General features: G+C 68.7%; 17 protein-coding genes and 1 pseudogene. 13 read left to right on the top strand and 5 right to left on the bottom strand.

Annotation, left to right across the window (positions count from 1 at the left end):
- Positions 1 to 31 precede the first annotated feature (31 nt).
- The 4 genes from ACFFGN_RS27985 to ACFFGN_RS27970 all read left to right on the top strand — a co-directional run bounded on the left by ACFFGN_RS27985 (position 32) and on the right by ACFFGN_RS27970 (position 2870).
- Complete coding sequence (locus ACFFGN_RS27985) at positions 32 to 1288, top strand: RNA polymerase sigma factor (protein WP_380053247.1); 1257 nt, start codon at positions 32 to 34, stop codon at positions 1286 to 1288.
- A 240-nt stretch (positions 1289 to 1528) separates the two neighbouring features.
- The gene (locus ACFFGN_RS27980; protein WP_380053245.1) at positions 1529 to 2089 is read left to right on the top strand and encodes an alpha/beta fold hydrolase; all 561 of its coding nucleotides are present in this window, start codon (positions 1529 to 1531) and stop codon (positions 2087 to 2089) included.
- A complete protein-coding gene (locus tag ACFFGN_RS27975; protein ID WP_380053243.1) occupies positions 2086 to 2325 on the top strand; it encodes an alpha/beta fold hydrolase in 240 nt (79 codons plus the stop codon). The genes ACFFGN_RS27980 and ACFFGN_RS27975 overlap by 4 nt, the downstream gene beginning before the upstream one ends.
- Entirely contained in the window at positions 2292 to 2870 is a 579-nt protein-coding gene (locus tag ACFFGN_RS27970) for an alpha/beta fold hydrolase (protein WP_380053241.1), read from the top strand. The genes ACFFGN_RS27975 and ACFFGN_RS27970 overlap by 34 nt, the downstream gene beginning before the upstream one ends.
- 140 nt (positions 2871 to 3010) lie before the next feature.
- Here the strand turns inward: ACFFGN_RS27970 and ACFFGN_RS27965 are convergent, their stop codons facing one another.
- Positions 3011 to 3379 (bottom strand): VOC family protein, encoded by a 369-nt coding sequence (locus ACFFGN_RS27965; protein ID WP_380053239.1) that lies wholly within the window; start codon positions 3377 to 3379, stop codon positions 3011 to 3013.
- A gap of 13 nt (positions 3380 to 3392) precedes the next feature.
- Positions 3393 to 3764, bottom strand: a complete 372-nt coding sequence (locus ACFFGN_RS27960) for a hypothetical protein (RefSeq protein ID WP_380053237.1) — start codon at positions 3762 to 3764, stop codon at positions 3393 to 3395.
- 88 nt (positions 3765 to 3852) lie between these two features.
- Between ACFFGN_RS27960 and ACFFGN_RS27955 the strand changes: the two genes are divergently transcribed.
- Entirely contained in the window at positions 3853 to 4713 is an 861-nt protein-coding gene (locus ACFFGN_RS27955; protein WP_380053235.1) for an endonuclease/exonuclease/phosphatase family protein, read from the top strand.
- On the opposite strand, the gene ACFFGN_RS27950 is transcribed toward ACFFGN_RS27955, so the two are convergent.
- Positions 4710 to 7682 carry an AfsR/SARP family transcriptional regulator gene (locus ACFFGN_RS27950; RefSeq protein ID WP_380053233.1) on the bottom strand — a complete coding sequence of 991 codons (2973 nt, stop codon included), beginning with the start codon at positions 7680 to 7682 and terminating at the stop codon, positions 4710 to 4712. The genes ACFFGN_RS27955 and ACFFGN_RS27950 overlap by 4 nt on opposite strands.
- Before the next feature lie 78 nt (positions 7683 to 7760).
- Between ACFFGN_RS27950 and ACFFGN_RS27945 the strand changes: the two are divergent.
- From ACFFGN_RS27945 to ACFFGN_RS27935, 3 genes and pseudogenes are all read left to right on the top strand, one after another.
- Positions 7761 to 8213 (top strand): annotated as a pseudogene (locus ACFFGN_RS27945) (NAD(P)-dependent oxidoreductase); the annotation flags it as partial.
- Positions 8214 to 8588 carry an imine reductase family protein gene (locus ACFFGN_RS27940; protein WP_380053446.1) on the top strand — a complete coding sequence of 125 codons (375 nt, stop codon included), beginning with the start codon at positions 8214 to 8216 and terminating at the stop codon, positions 8586 to 8588.
- Positions 8585 to 9349, top strand: coding sequence for an SDR family oxidoreductase (locus ACFFGN_RS27935; RefSeq protein WP_380053231.1), 765 nt, complete (start codon positions 8585 to 8587; stop codon positions 9347 to 9349). The genes ACFFGN_RS27940 and ACFFGN_RS27935 overlap by 4 nt, the downstream gene beginning before the upstream one ends.
- Before the next feature lie 100 nt (positions 9350 to 9449).
- Here the strand turns inward: ACFFGN_RS27935 and ACFFGN_RS27930 are convergent, their stop codons facing one another.
- On the bottom strand, positions 9450 to 10439 hold the full coding sequence (locus tag ACFFGN_RS27930) for a methyltransferase (RefSeq protein WP_380053229.1): 990 nt from the start codon (positions 10437 to 10439) through the stop codon (positions 9450 to 9452).
- 230 nt (positions 10440 to 10669) lie between these two features.
- Between ACFFGN_RS27930 and ACFFGN_RS27925 the strand changes: the two genes are divergently transcribed.
- Entirely contained in the window at positions 10670 to 11638 is a 969-nt protein-coding gene (locus ACFFGN_RS27925) for a ribonuclease Z (protein WP_380053227.1), read from the top strand.
- Here the strand turns inward: ACFFGN_RS27925 and ACFFGN_RS27920 are convergent.
- Positions 11585 to 12127: a LysR substrate-binding domain-containing protein gene (locus tag ACFFGN_RS27920; RefSeq protein ID WP_380053225.1), complete on the bottom strand. Its 543-nt coding sequence runs from the start codon at positions 12125 to 12127 to the stop codon at positions 11585 to 11587. The genes ACFFGN_RS27925 and ACFFGN_RS27920 overlap by 54 nt on opposite strands.
- A gap of 64 nt (positions 12128 to 12191) precedes the next feature.
- Here ACFFGN_RS27920 and ACFFGN_RS27915 point away from each other — a divergent pair, with 64 nt between their 5' ends.
- The 4 genes from ACFFGN_RS27915 (at position 12192) to ACFFGN_RS27900 (ending at position 18979) form a co-directional block, all read left to right on the top strand.
- Positions 12192 to 12947 carry a hypothetical protein gene (locus ACFFGN_RS27915; RefSeq protein WP_380053223.1) on the top strand — a complete coding sequence of 252 codons (756 nt, stop codon included), beginning with the start codon at positions 12192 to 12194 and terminating at the stop codon, positions 12945 to 12947.
- A gap of 64 nt (positions 12948 to 13011) precedes the next feature.
- The gene (locus ACFFGN_RS27910; protein ID WP_380053443.1) at positions 13012 to 15990 is read left to right on the top strand and encodes a glycine--tRNA ligase; all 2979 of its coding nucleotides are present in this window, start codon (positions 13012 to 13014) and stop codon (positions 15988 to 15990) included.
- A 66-nt stretch (positions 15991 to 16056) separates the two neighbouring features.
- Entirely contained in the window at positions 16057 to 17466 is a 1410-nt protein-coding gene (gene pdxR / locus ACFFGN_RS27905; protein ID WP_380053221.1) for a MocR-like pyridoxine biosynthesis transcription factor PdxR, read from the top strand.
- A gap of 166 nt (positions 17467 to 17632) precedes the next feature.
- Positions 17633 to 18979, top strand: coding sequence for a S1C family serine protease (locus tag ACFFGN_RS27900; protein ID WP_380053219.1), 1347 nt, complete (start codon positions 17633 to 17635; stop codon positions 18977 to 18979).
- Positions 18980 to 19108: the final 129 nt, after the last annotated feature.

Genomic DNA, 19108 nt, shown 5'->3' with positions numbered 1-19108 from the left:
CTGACCCGGCCGGTGCGGTTCTATCGGTCGCGTGACGGTTACGGACACCCATGGGGCGATCGACGCGGTCTGGCGGATCGAGTCGGCGCGGATCATCGCCGGCGTCGCGCGGCTGGTGCGCGATGTCGGCCTGGCCGAGGAACTCGCGCAGGACGCTCTGGTCGCCGCCCTGGAGCAATGGCCCGAGTCGGGCGTGCCGAAGAACCCGGGCGCCTGGCTGATGGCGATCGCCAAGCGCCGGGCGATCGACCTGATCCGGCGCAAGGAGACGTACCAGCGCAAGCTGGCCGAGATGGGCCACGAGCTGGAGATCGACGGCGAGAGTGTCGAGGACGACGTCGATTCGATCCTGGCTGACACGATCGAGGACGATCTGCTCCGGCTGGTCTTCACCGCGTGCCACCCGGTGCTGTCCACCGAGGCCCGGACGGCGCTCACGTTGCGCCTGCTCGGCGGCCTCAAGACCGACGAGATCGCGCGCGCATTCCTGGTGCCCGAGGCAACGATCTCGCAGCGCATCGTGCGCGCCAAGAAGAACCTGGCCAAGGCGGGTGTGCCGTTCGAGCTGCCGCCCACCGCCGAACTGAGCGAACGCGTCGCCTCCGTACTCGAGGTCATCTACCTGATCTACAACGAGGGCTATTCGGCCACCGCCGGTGACGACTGGATGCGCCCGGCCCTGTGCGACGAGGCGATCCGGCTCGGCCGCATCCTCGCCGGCCTGATGCCGGCCGAGCCCGAGGTCCACGGCCTGACCGCGCTGATGGAACTCCAGGCCTCCCGCGCGGCCGCCCGGACCGGGCCCGATGGTGAGCCCGTGCTGCTGATGGAGCAGGACCGTTCGCGCTGGGACCGCCTCCTGATCCGCCGGGGCCTCGCCGCTCTCGACGTGGCCTGGGGCCTCGAAGGCACTCCGGGTCCGTACCTGCTGCAGGCCGCGATCGCCGCCTGCCACGCCCGGGCGGTGACCCCCGAGGACACCGACTGGGCCCGCATCGCCGGCCTGTACGGCGTACTCGCGCAGGTGTCGCCGTCCCCGGTGATCGAGCTGAACCGCGCGGTCGCCGTATCGATGGCCTTCAGCCCGGGCCACGGACTGGAAATCGTCGATGCCCTACTGGACGAACCGTCGCTGAAGAATTACCACCTGCTACCAAGCGTGCGAGGCGATTTCCTCTACAAGCTCGGGCGCCTCGACGAAGCCCGCGCCGAGTTCGAACGCGCCGCCACCCTCACCCGCAACGAACGCGAACGCACCCTCCTCCGCACCCGCGCCGCCGCCTGCTAACCGCCCCGCACACCCGGCGTGCCCCCTCCCGGCGTGCCCCTCCCGGCGTGTCATCGGACCCTTCCGACGCGGCGTGTCGCCGTTCGTCGGACTCTTGTGACTAGGCGTGTCGGCGTTCATCGGACCCTTCTGACCAAGAGCCGCCGAAAGAACCCACCAGCGGGCGTCGAAAACCGGGCCGGGTTTTCGACGCACTGGTGAAAGGCGGGGCCCACCCGCCAGGGACCAGGAGGCACATCGATGATCAAGGTCAGGTCGCGGGACGGCACCGCCCTCGCCGTCGACCGGCTGGGAGACGGACCCGCCGTCATTCTCGTCGGCGGGGCTTCCGACCGGTCCGCCAACGCACCACTGGCATCGCTGCTTGCGGAGCACTACACCGTCTACAACTACGACCGCCGCGGCCGAGGCGCCAGTGACCCCAGCCCCGCCGGTACGCCGTACTCCCCGGAGTTGGAGCTCCAAGACCTCCAAGCCGTCTTCGCCGCCACAGGCGGTTCGGCCTACTTGCACGGCGCCTCAAGCGGTGCGGGCCTTGCGCTGCTAGCTGTCGTCGCAGGCTGTCCGGCCAAGAAGCTGGCGCTCTGGGACCTGGAGTACGACGCGGCGGCTATAGGCGTCGACAAGGTGCGGAACTACACCACCCCCACCCTGGTGATGACCGGTCCCGCCCACGCCCGGGAGTGGCCTCCGGCGCTCGCGGGCCTTCTCGAGAACGCAAGTCACCTCGCCATCGACGGCCAGGACCACAACGTCAACCCTGCCGTGATGGCAACGAAGCTGCGGGAGTTCTTCGCATGAACACGACCACCTCAACCGACGGAACCACCATCGCCTACGACAGGATCGGCCAGGGCCCCGCGCTCGTACTGATCGATGGCGCGTTGTGCAGCCGCGCGCAAGGCCCGATGCCGGAACTGGCCCAGGAGTTGCAGAACGACTTCACCGTCTACACGTACGATCGGCGCGGCCGGGCCGACAGCGGAACACCGAGCCGTACTCGGTGGACCGGGAGGTCGAGGACCTCGCGGCCGTAGTCGCCGCCGCGGGCGGTTCGGCGTACGCGTACGGCACGTCGTCCGGGGCGGCCCTGCTGCTACGCGCTGCCGCGGCGGGCGTACCGATCACCCGGCTGGTCGCGTTCGAGCCGCCCTTCGTGGTGGACGACAGCCGCAAGCCGATTCCGGCCGACTGGGTCGAGCAGCTGGCGGCGCGCGAACCGGGTGACGCGGCGAAGTACTTCATGACCAAGGGCGTCGGATTACCCGGTTTCGTGGTGGCGATGATGCGGCTGATGCCCGCCTGGAAGGGCATGACCGCCGTCGCGCACACCCTGCCGTACGACGCGCGGGTGCTCGGCGACAACTGCTTCGGCAAACCGCTCGACGCCTCGCAATGGAAGGCGATCGACGTACCGGCGCTGATCGTCAACGGCGGCAAAAGCCCGGCTCACATGCGTACGGCGATCGCCGCGCTCGCCGAGGCCGTACCCGGCGCGCGCCACGAGGTGGTCCCAGGTCAGAACCACCTCATCAAGACGAAGGCCATCGCCCCCGTCATCCGTTCATTCCTCACCAGCTGAGTCCCCGCCCAGCGGGCCCTGTGACCACACCGGAGAGTGGTCACAAGGGTCCGATGAGCGGCGACACGCCGCGTCACAAGGGTCCGATGAGCGGCGACACGCCGCGTCACAAGGGTCCGGTGACACGCCGGAGGGGTGGGTTAGTGCTGGGGCATTTGCTGGAGGGCCCAGGTGTTGCCGTCGGGGTCGCTGAAGAAGACGAAGCGGCCCCAGGGGAATTCCTGGACCTCGCTGGCCTCGATGCCGCGGTCCAGCAGGTGCTGGCGGGCCGCGTCAGCGTCGTCGACGACGATCTGCAGGCCTTGGGCGGTGCCGGGCTCCTGGGTGCTGAAGCCGGTACCGATCGAGATCGAGCAGGCCGAACCCGGCGGAGTCAGCTGCACGAAGCGGACCTCGTCGCTGACCTTGTGATCGTGGTCGACGTTGAAGCCGACCTGCTCGCTGTAGAACGCCTTGGCCCGGTCCACGTCGGACACGGGCACCGCGATCAGTTCCAGCTTCCAGTCCATCAGGATCCCTCTTCTACTGGTGTTGGGTTTTTCGCGGCGAGCTGCGGTACCACAGCAGCGCGCCGATGGTCATGCCCCAGACCGCAATGAGCGTGCCGGTCATCAACAGCCGGATGTTCGTTTCGGTGGCTTCGAACAGGATCCGGCCGAGGACCACTGTCATCGCCGCCGTCATCGCGGTGACGAGCCCACCGGCCAGCATGATCTGCCGTCGGCCCATAACCACCGGCGCTGCCTTGCCGCGAGCCAGTGTCACGGCGTAGACCATCCCGATCGCGCCGATGCCGTACAGAGCTGCCCGCACCGGCCGGTCCTCGATGATGCTGCTGACCGCGTTGCCCGCGAACAGCACCACGAAGAAGGCGGGTGCGATCCAGAGCTTCATGTCCGCACCCTAGATCCTCAGCCGTCCACCCGGGCCGTCTTTTCGGGGCACTTGCGTAGACCGCGGCGGGATCGGTTACCGGGCAGGCATGAGGACGACAAGCGAGCGGTTGCGGGTGGTCACGTTGAACCTGCTGACCGTGACGGATGCGGACGGAAAGACCCGGCAAGAGGTGGTTCGGGCGGCGCTGCCCGAGCTGAACCCGGACGTGATCGCCCTGCAGGAAGTCACGCGTGGGCCGGACTCGGATCAGGCGGCCTACCTGCTGGGACCGGAGTACACGGTGGTGGATCTGCCCGGCCCGCCGAACCAGGCGGGGGAGTGCCTGGCGAGCCGTTGGCCGCTCGGCCGAGTCGCCACCCTGGACCGGCCGATCGAGGCCGGCACTGGCACCGATGGCGGGTCGGTGGACGAGCCGCGGGCGACTGCCGTGGCGGTCGAGGTACTCCTGCCGCCTCCCGTTGGCCCGGTGCTGGTCGTGCACCATCGAGGCACCTACGAGCTTCACCTCGAACATGTCCGGGAGAAGCAGGCACTCGCCACCGCGCGATTCATCGAGGACCTCGTCGCGGATCGCCCGGTGATACTGCTTGGTGACTTCAACGCGGCTCCGGATTCGGCGAGCCTTCGGTTCCTCACCGGCAAACAGTCCCTGGCCGGAACCAGCGTTCGGTACGAAGACGCTTGGGAGGCGATCCACCCGGGCGAACCAGGGCATACGTTCACGCCACGTAATCCGCTGGTCGCCAGCGGCCAGATGCCGATGGAGCGTGGCCGCCGGATCGACCACATCCTGATCCGGAGTGGTTCGCATGGCCCGCTGCTGGATGTCGCCGACTGCCGCCACGTCTTTGACCAACCCGTGAACGGTGTCTGGGCGAGCGACCACTTCGGCGTGCTGGCAGATCTCCAGCTGCCGCCACACGCCCCGGGGACCTGGGCCAGCTAGAGCCGGGCGGTGATGCGGTTGAGGTCGAAGCGTTCCCCTTCGGGAAGAGGCGCGCCGACCGAGTCCCGGAGGGCGGCGGCCCTATCGAGCAGACGACGCGCCTCGGCGGTATTGCCGGTCAGAGACTCCACGCCGGCCAGGCCTTCGTAAGCGAGGGCGATCGCGCGTGGGTCGCCCACCTGCTTCGCAGCCGCGAGGCCTTCGGTATGCAGGGCCCGGGCTTGATCCGCGTCGCCGCGTTGTTCGGCGGTGAAGCCGAGTTCCGCGAGGATCAGCGCCACTCCGGCCGCGCCGCCGTACTCGCGGCACCAGTCGAGCCAGGCGCGGAGATGCGTCTCTGCACGGTCGAGTTCACCCTGCCGGCGGGCGGAAAGACCTAGGCCTACCTCGGCGAACTGCACGCCGCGCTGGTGCGATTGGGCCCGCGCAAGGTCCATCCCCTGGCGGTGGAAGTTGTCGGCGGCTTCGAAGTCACCGGCCAGCAAGGCCAACCGCCCGAGGCCTGAGAGCTCGTACGACGCCTCGATCCACAGGCCCAGTTCCCGGGCGTAGCAGAGGCCGTCCTCGTGTAAGCGGGTCGCCTCCGCGTAGTCGCCGCCAATTTCGGCTAGGAAGGCGAGGACCTCCGTCACCCGTAGCAGGCCCCACCGTTCGCCGAGTTCGCGGAAGGTCGCAGTACTGCGCGCAGCGAGTTCCCGGGCCTGCGCGAGGTCTCCGCCGACTAGGGCGCCACTGGCACGGTAAGTCTCGATGGTCGCCGTACCCCAGTGGCGGTCGTTCTCGGTGAAATCCCCGGCGGCTCGGTCGAGCCAGCGCGCGGCAACCGTTGACTCCCCGAAACCAAGGTGGGCTGAGCCGAGTACCAACGCCGCAAGGCCTCGATCGCGCGCGGCGGCGTACAAGTCGTCCAGGTCGGCTGTAACCGGGTCAACGCCGTCCCGAACCAGCAGCGTGAAGGCGGCTCGCCAAAGTCCTGCAAGCGCCTTGGCATCCGTAGGCCCGGGTAACGCGAGTGCGCGGGCTAGTGAGCGCCGGGCCTCGCCAAGACGGCCTCGGACGAACCAGTACCACCCGAGCGTCGTAGTGAGGCGTAGCGCGGTTTCGGCATCTCCCGTCGCTATGGACGACTCAAGCGCCGTACGAAGGTTGGCCGTCTCTACGTCGAGTCGGGACAACCAAAGCTGCTGGTCGTGGCCCCGAAGTTTCGTGTCGGCCTCAACCGCCAGATCCAGGTAGTACCGCCGATGACGGGCCTCGACCGTCGCACGCTCCTCCAGCCGCTCAAGGCAGTACGCCGTCACGGACTCGAGTAATCGGTAGCGGGGGCCATCGGCCGTAGGGACGGCTACAACCAGCGAGCGATCCACCAGCCGGGATATGAGGTCCAGTACGTCGCTGGGCTTGATCCCGTCCCCGGCGCAAACGGCCTCTGCAGCGGCCAACGTGCAGCCTTCGGCCTGTACGGCGAGCCGGCGCAGCACGATCCGCTCGGACTCCGTAAGGAGGTCCCAACTCCAGTCGATCATCGCCCGCAGGGTCTGTTGCCTGGCGGGCGCTCCACGCCTCCCGGTGACCAGCAGGCCGAACCGATCGTCCAAACGCTCGGCAAGTTCGCGTACGCCGAGGGCGCGAACTCGAGTGGCCGCAAGCTCCAGAGCGAGGGGAATGCCGTCCAGCCGCTGGCAGATCGCCGCGACGGCCTGAGCGTCATCCGCGACGAAACCCGGCACGGCGGAGGCAGCACGGGCCGTAAACAGCTCAACGGCCGAATCCAGCTCCAGCGGCGGCACCGCCCAGAGGCGTTCCCCGTCCACCGCCAACGACTCCTGGCTGGTTGCGAGGATCCGGAGTCCAGGCACTCGCGCCAGCAGTACCCGGGCCAGTTCCGCGACAGGCTCGATCAGGTGCTCGCAGTTGTCCAAGACCAGCAGCATCCGCTTGCCGTGCAGGCCTTGCGCCAACCGGTCAACCAGCGGCTCATCCGACGAATCGCGAACCGACAACACGGCCGCGACAGCCTCCGCGGGGGAATCGGTGCCGGCCAGTTCGACCAGCCAAGCGCCATCCGGATACCCCGCCGCAACCTGCCGCGCCGCCTCTAGCGCCATCCGGGTCTTACCTACGCCTCCCGAGCCTGTAAGCGTCACAAGTCGGTTTGTCGTGAGTAGGTGCTTGACCGTCGCAAGCGCCTCGTCGCGGCCTATCAATTCCGTGAGCGGCTCGGGCAGGTTGGTCCGGCTACGAGTGGCCAGAGTCGGCTCTTGCCGCAGCACCGCTTGGTAGACGGCCGAGAGCTCCGGACTCGGGTCAACCCCCAGTTCGTCCGCAAGCCTTCGCCGCAACGCGTCGTACCGCTCAAGCGCCTCGGCCTGCCTGCCGGCGCCGTAGAGGGCCTGGAGATGTAGCGCGTGCAGGCGTTCCCGAAGCGGGTGGAGGGTCACCAGTTCGCCTAGCTCGCTCACGAGCTCTCGGTGTTGGCCAAGGGCGAGACGGGCATCGGCCAGGTCCTCCTGCGCGACGAGCCGTTCTTCCTCTAGCCGGGCCCGGACCGCCTCGGCGAACTCGAACCCCTCGTACGCCGTACCGCGCCACAAGGCGAGTGCCTCGGTCAGCAGCATCGGGTCGCCATTCGCGCGGGCCTTGGCCACCAGTGCGCGGAATTCCTCGCTGTCGACGGCTGGAGCCGCTAGTCCGTATCCCGCCGGGCCGGAGAGCACCAACGCCTTACCGCCCGGCTCGATCTCTTCCAGAGCCTTCCGAAGCTGCCAGACCCGGGTTTGCAGCGTACTGACCGGGTTGGCCGGTAGGCGATCGCCCCAGAGGTCTTCGATCAGCCGGTCGGCCGGGACGGGCCTTCCGTCGTACGAGAGCAGGTAGGCGAGCAGGGCCCGCACCTTGGTCTCGCGGATGGTGCCGGGCTTGCCGGTCGAGGACCAGACCTGCAGCGGACCAAGCACCCCGAAACGCACTAGTCCACCGTACCCGGGAGCAGATCTAGAGAAGACCTAGAGCGGCCGATCGCAGAGTAGGACCAACAAGAACAGGGAGGACCTTCTGTGAGTAAGACCGATGTGACGGTGCTTGGTCTCGGTTCGATGGGGCACGCGCTTGCTGCCGCTTTCCTCGCCAACGGCCACCAGGTGACCGTGTGGAACCGCACGCCCGGTAAGGCCGACGACCTGGTCGCTCAAGGGGCTGTCCGGGCTCAAGACCTGCAGGAAGCCCTTGCGGCCTCACCGGTGGTGGTTGCGTGCGTACTCGACTACCCGACGTTGGAAGCCCTACTGGAGGGTTCCTGGGACACCCGGGGCGGGCGGACCTTGATCAACTTGACGAACGGCACGCCGGCACAGGCGCGGGAACTGGCCAAGCTGCATGACGGCGAGTACGTCGACGGCGGCATCATGGCCGTACCGCCGATGATCGGCGAGCCGGGCGCCTTCGTGCTCTACAGCGGCTCCCAGGCCGGGTTCGAGCGCTACGAATCCCTGCTCGCTGAGTTGGGTGCCACCCGCTACCTCGGCGAGGACGCCGGCCTCGCGGCGTTGATCGACCTGTCCCTGCTGAGCGGCATGTACGGCATGTTCGGCGGCGCCGCCCACTCGGTCGCGCTGGCCGAGTCGGCCGGGATGGACCCGAGCGAGTTCATCACCTCGCTGCTGGCGCCCTGGCTGGTCGCGATGACCGGCGTGCTCGACTCGATCACCGACGATTCCCCATCCGACATGCAGATCGTCGCGGTCGGCAACATCGTTGCCACCAGCAATGACCAGGGCGTCGATCCCGAACTGCTGAGCCACCTGACCACGCCATTGCGGCAACTGATCGGCCCGGACGCCAAGGGCCTTGAACTGAAGGAGATGCTGAACCGATGACCCGTTTCGAGGGTAAGAAAGCCGTCGTCATCGGCGGTACGCACGGGATGGGCCTTGCGGTCGTCAAGCGGCTGCTCGACGGTGGCGCGGAGGTACTGCTGACCGGGCGCGACGAGCGCAACCTGGAGAAGACCCGCAGCGAGCTGACCGCCCAGGCCGTGCACGTGCTGCGGTCCGACGCCACCAGCATGGCCGATATCGAGGCGCTCGGGTCCGAGGTGGACCAGCGACTCGGCTCGATCGACCTGCTGTTCGTGAACGTCGGAATCTGCGTGCTGGAACCGTTCGGCCAGGTCACCGAGGACGCGTACGACCGGAGCTTCGCGGTCAACACCAAGGGCGCGTTCTTCACCACCCAGCGCCTCGCGCCGCTGGTACGCAATGGTGGCTCGATCGTTTTCACCTCGTCGATCGCGGACGAGGGCGGCGACACCACGATGACCGTGTACGGCGGTACGAAGGCGGCGCTGGTCGCGATGGCCAAGGGCATCGCGAGCGCACTGGTGGTCCGCGACATCCGGGTCAACGTGGTCAGCCCGGGCTTCATCGACACCCCGACGATGGGCATCGCCGGATTGGCCGAGGCCGACCGGCAGGCCTTCCGCGTCCTCGGCGACGAAATGACCCCGATGCAGCGGCACGGTACGACGGAAGAGGTCGCGGCAGCGGTTCTCTACCTCGCCTTCGACGCCACCTTCACCACCGGCTCCCGCCTGGTAGTCGACGGTGGCCTAGGCAGCGGCGTCATCCGCCCGCAGTAGCCCTGCGCGCATTCGTCGGTCCGAATCCGCTCTCCCAGCACAGCGAATCGCTACGGATCCGCTCTGGGAGAGGTGAGATTCGGACCGACGAATGCAGGAGTTAGCGGGGAAGCAGGCGCCAGAGGGAGACGATCTCCGCCGAGCGGGCGGCGTGGAGTGGGTCGTGTGGGTTACCTGACCGGGGGTGCCGCGGCCGGGTGTCGCGCCGGTCGGCCACCCGCAGACCGGCGTCGGCGATCCACTCCAGCAACTCCTGGCGACTCCTGAGACCGAGGTGTTCCGCGAGATCCGAGAGAATCAGCCGGCCCTCGCCACCTCGCTCACCCAGACCGTCGAGGAACCCTCGCAGCATTCGGCTTCCCGGGTCGTAAACAGCGTGATCCAGTGCCGAGATCGGCTCACCCGGCAACCACGGCGGATTGCAGACGACAAGATCCGCTCGGCCAGGTGGATACAGATCGGCCCGCACGACCTCGACCCGATCCGCCAGGCCGAGCCGTTCCAGGTTGTCCCGGGCACATGCGAGCGCCCGTGGATCAACATCCGACGCGATTACCCGCGCCACGCCCCGACGGGCCAGCACCGCCGCAAGCACCCCGGTGCCGGTTCCCAGGTCGATCGCGGAAGTTGCCTGGGGCAATGGCATGGCCGCCACCAGATCGACGTACTCGCCACGAACCGGTGCGAAAACCCCGAAATGTGGGTGAATCCGCCCGTCGAGCGCGGCTACCGGCACGCCGCGCAGGCGCCATTGGTGTGCGCCGATCAACCCGAGCAGGTCACGCAGCGGGATGGCCGCCGGTTGGTCGAGCGGCCCGTACGCGTCGAGGCAGGCCTGCCGTACGTCGGGCGCACGCCGCAGCGGTACGACATAACCAGGCTCGATCGGGATGAGCAGGCGACCGAGGACCCGGGCCCGATGCGACTGACGTTCGCGATGATCGGCGAAGGACCGCACGGGCCCGTCCGGAAGGCGCCGGGCCATCGCGGCGAGCAGTTGCCGGGCGTTGTGGAAGTCGCCGCGCCACAGCAACGCCGTACGGCGGGCGGCTAATCGGTAGGCAGCCGTGGCAGTGATTTTGTCGTCCACGGCAACGGTTTCACGGAAAGAGACCAGCGAAGAAAAGGAGAACTGAGACAAGGGTCCGTCCATGCGCAAGTGCCCGGTCGCGCGGAGGGCGCACCGGGGCAAGGTGACTGCGGGCAGGAAGGTGCGGCGGCCGGCTCAGCCGCGGCACGGACCGGCGTCAGTAAATGACAGCGGCATGGACGGGAGTCGTCATACCGGCAGCCTACCTAGAGAAGGGTTAGGGTCGGGGCGTGGCTCGGGAGTTGGTGGTGTTGGGGACGGGGAGCCAGGTGCCGTCGCGGACTCGCAGCCAGAACGGGTACTTCCTGCGTTGGGATGACGAGGGCCTCCTGTTCGATCCCGGTGAAGGTACGCAGCGGCAGATGCTGTTCGCGGGTCTACCCGCGGGAGCGATCACCCGGATCTGCGTGACGCACTTCCACGGCGACCACTGCCTCGGCCTGCCCGGGGTGGTCCAACGCCTCTCCCTCGATCGCGTCCCGCACACGGTGCACGCGCACTACCCAGCCTCCGGTCAGGAGTACTTCGCCCGATTGCGGCACGCCAGCTCCTTCTACGAGGTGGCCGAGATCGCCGAGGAACCGGCGTACGACGACGGTCCAGTCGCGGCGGGTGACTTCGGCGTGCTGACGGCGCGACGGCTGGAACACCCGGTCGAGGCCTTCGGCTACCAACTTGTGGAACCCGACGGCGTGCGGATGCTGCCCGCGGCGCTGCGCGAGTACGGCGTGGCCGGACCGGACGTCGGGCGGATCCAGCGCGAGGGCCGGTTGGAGTTCGGCGGGCGGGTGGTGACACTCGACCAGGTGAGTACGCCGCGACCGGGCCAGCGGTTCGCGTTCGTGATGGATACCCGGCTGTGCGACAACGTCTTCCAGCTCGCGGAAGGCGCCGATCTGCTGGTGATCGAGTCCACCTTCCTCAGTTCCGAGCAGGGCCACGCGACGGCGTACGGGCATCTCACCGCCCGCCAGGCTGCACGGGTCGCGAGGGAGTGCGGGGTGCGGAAGCTGGTGCTGACCCACTTCTCCCAGCGGTACGACGACCCGGAGGCCTTCCGGCGCGAGGCGGCCGCGGAGTTCGACGGTGAGCTGGTGATCGCGGCCGATCTCACCCGCACGCCGGTCCCAACCCGCCGCCAGAAGTCAGGCGAAGAACCCGTGGTCGCGGTTGATGTAGTCGTCGAGCAGTTCGAGTAGCGCCTCGACCGGGCGGCTCCGGCGTCGCCCGCGGGCCGTCGCGGCGTACAGGCTCCAGGTCAGTGGTTCGCCGGCCAGCGGCACGGACACCACGTTCGTACCCGGCTCGATCTCGACCCGCGGTACGACCGCGACCCCAAGACCCGCCGCCACGTACGCCGGCACGCTGGGCAGATCCGGTCCCTCGACCGTGACCCGGCGCGGGCGCCCGATCGCCTCGTACGCGCGATCCACCATCAGCCGGTTGCCGAACCCGCGCAGGGTGTCGACAAACGACTCGTCGGCCAGCTCCGCCAGCGCGATTTCCGCCTGTGAGGCCAACCCGTGCCGGGCCGGAACCAGCGCGACGAACGGCATCGCCAAGATCGGGTCCACCTCCAGCCCGACCAGCTCCGAGTCCGGCAAACCGATGAACGCGAGGTCGAGCCGGCTCCGACGCAGATCCTCCGCGAGCCCGGTCGATCCCTCGGGTGAGGCCGTCAGGTGCAACTGAACCTCGGGATGACGTTCGTGGCAGGCGCCCGTTGGACTCGATGAGCGACCGGAGCAAGAGTTGAAGCGTGACTACCAAGCTCAAACCGACGGCCGGCTCCTGGATCGTGGGCGCCGCCTTCTGCACCACCATGGCGTTCTCCACCCTGCCGCGCTCTACCAGCAGCGCGACGGCTTCAGCACGTTCACCGTGACGGTGGTTTTTGCCGCCTACGCCTTCGGAGTGATGGCCAGCCTCTACCTTCCGGAAGCGGTGACACCGCCCGCCGAGCGCGTGCCGTATCGCCCGCAGCGGGTCGCCGTACCGCGTGAATCCCGCGGCACCTTCTTCGCCGCCGTCGCGCTGGGCCAGATCGTGCTGTCGGGCCTGACCGTGCGTGACCAGCTCAAGCTCGGAACCGCGCTGATGTCGTTCGGCCTGATCGCCATCGCGGCCGCGGTGATCTGGCCGAATCTGGCCATTTTCGTCGCGGGCGGGATCGTCGCCGGTGCGGGCGTGGGCCTCGTCTTCCGTATGTCGGTCGCGTTCCGTACGTCGGTCGCGACGGCCGCCTTGCTGGCCAAGCCCGAATCGCGGGGCGAGGTTCTGGCCGCGATTTCCTGGTCGGCTACAGCGGGTTGTCGCTTCCGGTGCTGGCGATCGGTCTGGCCCTGCTGGCCTTCCCGAGCACGACGGTTCTCCCGGTTCTCGCGGTCCTGGTACTGCTGGGAGTGCTCTACTCGGCCACTCGTCTGCTGGTACCGCAGGCCACGCAGGCCCCACCGGTACCTGAGCGCGCAGCGGCCTGAGCTGAGCGTGGTTCGCGGTGCCGGTTGAGGCGAATAGACTTCGCCTTTCAGGTTTCCGGCTTACTTCCCCGCGAGGTTTCGTAGTGCTCACCATGCAGGACGCGTTGCTGGCGTTGACAAAATACTGGACCGACCGAGGCTGCATGATCGTGCAGCCCTTCAACACCGAGGTCGGCGCCGGCACGCTGAACCCGGCGACCATTCTGCGCGTGCTCGGTCCCGAGCCGTGGAAGGTGGCGTATGTCGAGCCCAGTGTCCGGCCGGACGACGCCCGCTACGGCGAGAACCCGAACCGGCTGCAGACGCACACCCAGTTCCAGGTGGTGCTCAAGCCGGACCCGGGTAACCCCCAGGAGCTGTTCCTGGAGAGCCTGACGGCGCTCGGCATCGACATCCACGCGCACGACGTTCGCTTCGTCGAGGACAACTGGGCGAACCCGGCCACCGGGTCCTGGGGTCTGGGCTGGGAGGTCTGGCTGGACGGGCTGGAGATCACCCAGTTCACGTACTTCCAGCAGGCCGGTGGCATGTCGCTCGACCCGGTGTCGGTGGAGATCACCTACGGCGTCGAGCGCATCATGATGGCCCTGCAGGGCGTCAGCCACTTCAAGGAGATCGCCTACGCGCCGGGCATCAGCTACGGCGAGGCGTTCGGCCAGGCCGAGTACGAGATGAGCCGCTACTACCTCGACGACGCGGATGTCGAAGGCCAGAAGCGCCTCTTCGAGGAGTACGCGACCGAGGCCCGGCGGATGCTCGACGCCCGGCTGCCGGTTCCGGCGCACACCTACGTACTGCGTTGCTCGCACACGTTCAACGTGCTCGACGCCCGTGGCGCGGTCAGTACGACGGAGCGCGCGAAGGCCTTCGGCCGGATGCGCGGCCTGGCCCGGGAGGTCGCCCAGCTGTGGGCCGAGCGCCGGACCGAGCTGGAGCACCCGCTGGGTGTCGCCGACCTGCCGGCCCTCGCGCCGGTGCCGACGGAGTTCCCGATCGTCGAGGGCGAACGCCGGCTGCTGTTCGAGCTCGGCACTGAGGAGCTGCCGCCGAGCGAGGTGACCAAGACCGCCGACGCGTTGCGCAAGGCCCTCACCGAGAAGCTTGCCGCCACCCGCCTCGGCCACGGCGCCGTCACCACTTTCGCCACCCCGCGCCGGGTGATCGCCTTGGTCGACGCCGTACAGCCGGCCGAGCCGGACGCGCAGCGCGTGGTTCGCGGCCCGAAGAAGGCGGCCGCGTTCGACGCCGACGGCAACGTCACCAAGGCCGCGGCCGGTTTCGCCCGTGGCCAGGGTGTCGACGTGAGCGAGCTGCACGACATCGACGTGGACGGCGTGCAGTACGTCGGTGTGACCAAGGCCGATCACGGCCGGGGTGCGCTCGAGGTGCTCAGCGGCGTACTCGCCGAGGTCGTCACGGGTCTGCGCTCGGACAAGAACATGCGCTGGAACGACCCGAAGCTGTCGTTCACCCGCTCGGTCCGCTGGCTGGTCGCGCTGCTCGGTGACCAGCCCGTGCCGTTGTCGGTGGGCAGCCTCGCCGCCGGCCGGGTGACGCGGGTGCACCGCGTGGCGGCCCAGCCGGAGATCGAGATCGCCTCCGCGGACGCCTACCTCGAACTGCTGCGCGAGCACGGCATCGAGGCCGACGCGGACGTTCGCCGTACGCGGATCCTCGCGGACGCGAGCCGGCTGGCCGCGACCGTTGACGGTGTGGTCGACGCCGGGGGCGAGTCGGCTCTGGTGGACCAGATCGTCAACCTGGTCGAGGAGCCGACGGCGGTGCTCGGCGGATTCTCGGCCGACTACCTGTCGCTGCCGCCGGAGATCCTGACCACGGTGATGCGCAAGCACCAGCGGTACCTGCCGGTGCGCGACGCCAACGGCGGACTGCTGCCGCACTTCGTCGCGGTGGCCAACGGCTCGATCGACGAGGCGACCGTGCGCGCGGGCAACGAAGCCGTGCTGCGCGCTCGCTACGAGGACGCCGCCTTCTTCTGGCGGGCCGACCTGGAGACCACGCCCGAGGCGATGAAGGCCGAGCTGGACAAGCTCGCGTTCGAGGAGCGGCTCGGTTCGATGGCGCAGCGCGCTCAGCGCATCGGCGCGATCGCGCTGGCACTGGCCGAGACGGCTGGGCTCGGCGCGGACGACCTGGTCACCCTGCGCCGTGCGGCCGAGTTGGCGAAGTTCGACCTCGGTTCGCAGATGGTGGTCGAGCTGACCAGCCTGGCCGGCACGATGGCCCGCGAGTACGCACGTCGCGCCGGGGAGACCGAAGCGGTCGCGCAGGCGCTGTTCGACATGGAGCTGCCGCGTTCGGCCGGTGACCCGACGCCGGTGACGACGGCCGGAGCGCTGCTCGCGCTGGCGGACCGGTTCGACCTGCTGGCCGGGCTGTTCGCGGTCGGCGCCACCCCGACCGGTAGTTCCGACCCGTTCGGTCTGCGCCGTGCCGCGGCCGGTGTGGTCGCGATTCTGCGCGACCACCCGGAGCTGCGCGCGATCACCCTGCCTGCGGGGCTTTCCGCCGCTGCCGGTCAGATCGTTGCCCAGGGCATCGAGGTGCCGGACGAGTCGCTTGCCGAGATGGCGGACTTCACCGTCCGGCGGTACGAGCAGCAGTTGCTTGACCAGGGCAGCGACCCGCACCAGGTGGCGGCCGTGCTGTTCCTGGCCAACGCGCCCGTGGTCGCGGACGAGACGCTCGCCGAGCTCAAGCGGCAGACCGGCAGCGAGGCCTTCGCCGAATTGGTGGCGGGCCTGCAGCGGACCCGTCGCATCGTGCCCGCCGGCACCGACGCGTCGTACGACGCCGAGAAGCTGACGGAACCGGCCGAGCTGACTCTGCACCAGACCGTGCTGAAGGTGCGCGAGGCGCTGGGCTCCGGTCCGTACGGTCTGGCGGACTTCATCGCGGCTGCGTCGATCCTGACCGGCCCGGTGACGGCATTCTTCGAGGAGATCCTGGTGATGGCCGAGGACCAGGACCTCCGGGCCGCCCGGCTTGGCCTGCTCGCGACCATTCGTGATCTGGCCGCGCCGGTGCTCGACTGGCAAGCGCTGGTCTGATCGATCGACCACCAGGGCCCTGCCGACGGGATGCGTTCCCGTCGGCAGGGCCCTACGCTCGCCTGCATGGTGGAATCCGTCGCGTCGGGCGAACTGCTGGTCGAGCTGCGCCGCAATTCCGGTGTGGCACTGCACCAGCAACTTCAAGCGGGTATCCGCGACCGGATCCGCGATGGCCGGTTGCGTCCGGGCGCGGCGTTACCGTCGAGCCGGGCACTTGCCGCTGATCTAGGGCTCTCCCGTGGCGTAGTGGTCGAGGCGTACCAGCAGTTGGTTGCCGAGGGCTACTTGATCAGCCGCACCGGCGGATACACGCTGGTCGCGCCGGACGCCGTCGGCAGTGCACGGGCTGTCCCGGCGGATGGCCTGCTGCCGGAGGCGGAGCAACCGCCGCGCATCGACTTCAAGTACAGCCGGCCCGATGTCTCGCAATTCCCGCGCGCCGCGTGGTTGCGATCACTGCGCAAGGTTCTTACCGAGGCGCCGCACGACCGCCTCGCGTATCTCGACGGCCGCGGGGCGGACGAACTCCGGCTCGCGATGGCCGACTACCTCAACCGCGTCCGCGGTACGGCGGCCAGGCCCGCGAATCTCCTTATCTGCAACGGGTTCGCGCAGGGCTCGCGGTTGGTCCTGCAGGTCCTCGCGGCCGCGGGCCATCGCCGCCTGGCGGTCGAGGACCCGTCGGACTGGGAACTGCGCGGAGTCGCTGCTGCCCAAGGGCTGGAGGTTGTCGGAGTTCCGGTTCGGGACGACGGGATCGATGTCGGCCAGCTCGAACGGTCGGGCGCCGACGCCGTACTCGTCACAGCCGCGCACCAGTTCCCGACCGGGGTTGTCACCTCCGCCGGGGTGCGCGCCGCTCTGGTCGCGTGGGCGGTCCGCCGGGACGCGGTGATCATCGAGGACGACTACGACGCGGAATACCGCTACGACCGCGAGCCGATCGGTGCGATCCAGGGCCTCGCGCCGGACCAGGTCGTGTACGCCGGTACGGCCAGCAAAACCCTCGCGCCGGGTCTACGTCTCGGCTGGCTGATCGTGCCGGCGCGCCTGGTCCCGGCGATGGCCGCCGCGAAACTCGCCGACGACCGTGGCTCGGCGGCTCTCGATCAACTGGCTTTCGCGGACTTCGTGTCCCGGGGTGAGTTCGACCGGCACCTGCGGCGGATGCGCCCGCGCTACCGCGAGCTGCGGGACACTCTCGTTGATGCCTTGGCCAGGGAGTTGCCGGAGCTGCGCCCGAGCGGTATCTCCGCAGGCCTCCACCTGACCACCTCCCTGCCGGGCGATCTCGACGAGAAGGCGCTGGCGGCGGCCGCGTTCGACCGCGGGCTGGGCGTGTATCCGCTCGGGCCTTACCGGATGACCGCTGGACCGCCCGGGCTGGTCTTCGGCTACGGCTCGCTCACAGCCGCGGCCGTGCCGGAAGGTGTCGCACTGCTGGCTGAGGCGGTCGCCGAACTCCGCTCGTGAGCAGCGAACCTGAGCGGTCGGGAAGAACTGGCTGACAGCGGGCTGAGAATTTGCCGTATTCGTTGAGGTTTGGGCGTTTTCTCAGCTGATTCACCGATTGCCTTGGACAACCTCTCAGTTCGCCGCGCTCTACTCGAACCGGGAGAACGTCGAAGGAGACCCGGACATGAGCGAGTTCGAAGACCAGGGCAAAGAGCAACCACCCGCTGGCTACGACCCACGGCACTGGCAGTACCCGACGGCGCCGAACCACCCGCAGCCGCCGAACCACCCGCAGCCGCCTAACCACCCGCAGCCGCCGTACCAGCCTCAGGCGTCGTACGGCGGGTACGGGGCGCAGTACGGCCATGCGACGTATGGGCCGGCGCCGGTACATCCGCAGCAGCAGTGGGGGCCTTATCCGCAAGGGCCCGTGCGGCGGCGGAACAAGATCGCCCTGGCCTTCGGCGCGATCGCCCTCGCGATCCTGCTGGCGGTCGCGTCGGTGACTTGGACCGCCGTACGGAGCAACGCCTCGCTCACGACCGTACAGACCAAGTCGGCCGATCCGGCGGCTATAGCGGCCGCGATCTCGCCAGGCCTGGTCAACATCAACACCGTGCTGGGATATCAGGGCGAGCGTGGCGCCGGTACGGGCATCGTGATCTCGTCCGACGGCGAGGTGATCACGAACCACCACGTGATCGAAGGTGCCACCCAGATCACGGCGACCAACGTCGGCAACGGTAAGACCTACACCGCGCAGGTGGCCGGATACGACGCCACCCACGACATCGCGGTACTCAAACTGCAGAACGCCTCGGGTCTCACCACGGCCGCGATCGGCGACTCGTCGGACGTCAAGGTCGGGGACAAGGTGGTCGGCGTCGGTAACGCCGGAGGCAAGGGCGGTACGCCGAGCTACGCGCCGGGCGAGGTCACCGCGCTCGACCAGGACATCACCGCGACCGACCAGTCCGGCGGTGATCCGGAGCAGCTGACCGGTCTGATCGCGACCAGCGCCAACATCCAGCCCGGCGACTCGGGCGGACCGCTGGTCGACGACAACAGCCAGGTCATCGGCGTGGACGTCGCTGGTTCGGTAGAGCCGCAGAACGGTCGCGGCATGTCCCAGACCGCCGACTCCGCTGGTACGGCTGAGAGTGGCGAGGGGTTCGCCATCCCGATCAATCAGGCGATGGCGATCGCGGACCAGATCGAGTCGGGCCAGAGCACTGACACCGTGCACGTGGGTGGTTCCGCGATGCTCGGCGTCACGGTACTGACCGGTGCGGGCCAGAGCCAGGGTGTGGTGATTGGCGATGTGCTGGCTGACGGGGCGGCCGGCAAGGCGGGTATCGAGGCGGGCGACACGATCACCGGCCTCGGCGGCAAGACCGTCGACTCGGCCGAAAGCCTGACCAACCTGCTCGAACAGCACAAACCCGGCGACAAGGTCGACCTCACCTGGACCGACCAGTCTGGCCAGCAACACACCACCAACGTCGAACTCGGTTCCGGTCCCGTCCGCTGACCCACCTCCGCACCGCCCACTCGTGGCAAGGCAGAAAACGTCACACACGCCCACTCGTGGCAGAGGAACAAACAGCTCTGACCGCGAGTGGACGCGTGTGTGCAGTGCGGCTGGGCGTCGAGGGATCCG

The organism is Kribbella deserti (assembly GCF_042434725.1).
Taxonomy (GTDB): Bacteria; Actinomycetota; Actinomycetes; order Propionibacteriales; family Kribbellaceae; genus Kribbella; species Kribbella deserti.
Note: the sequence above shows the minus strand (reverse complement) of the source record. Positions and strands in the feature narration are given on the sequence as shown.

Excerpts from the sequence above, each read along its gene's own strand:
- ACFFGN_RS27955 (WP_380053235.1), top strand. The coding sequence starts at position 3,853 with ATGAGGACGACAAGCGAGCGGTTGCGGGTGGTCACGTTGAACCTGCTG.
- ACFFGN_RS27900 (WP_380053219.1), top strand. The coding sequence starts at position 17,633 with ATGAGCGAGTTCGAAGACCAGGGCAAAGAGCAACCACCCGCTGGCTAC.
- ACFFGN_RS27960 (WP_380053237.1), bottom strand. The coding sequence starts at position 3,764 with ATGAAGCTCTGGATCGCACCCGCCTTCTTCGTGGTGCTGTTCGCGGGC.
- pdxR (WP_380053221.1), top strand. The coding sequence starts at position 16,057 with ATGGTGGAATCCGTCGCGTCGGGCGAACTGCTGGTCGAGCTGCGCCGC.
- ACFFGN_RS27935 (WP_380053231.1), top strand. The coding sequence starts at position 8,585 with ATGACCCGTTTCGAGGGTAAGAAAGCCGTCGTCATCGGCGGTACGCAC.
- ACFFGN_RS27980 (WP_380053245.1), top strand. The coding sequence starts at position 1,529 with ATGATCAAGGTCAGGTCGCGGGACGGCACCGCCCTCGCCGTCGACCGG.
- ACFFGN_RS27965 (WP_380053239.1), bottom strand. The coding sequence starts at position 3,379 with ATGGACTGGAAGCTGGAACTGATCGCGGTGCCCGTGTCCGACGTGGAC.
- ACFFGN_RS27975 (WP_380053243.1), top strand. The coding sequence starts at position 2,086 with ATGAACACGACCACCTCAACCGACGGAACCACCATCGCCTACGACAGG.
- ACFFGN_RS27910 (WP_380053443.1), top strand. The coding sequence starts at position 13,012 with ATGCAGGACGCGTTGCTGGCGTTGACAAAATACTGGACCGACCGAGGC.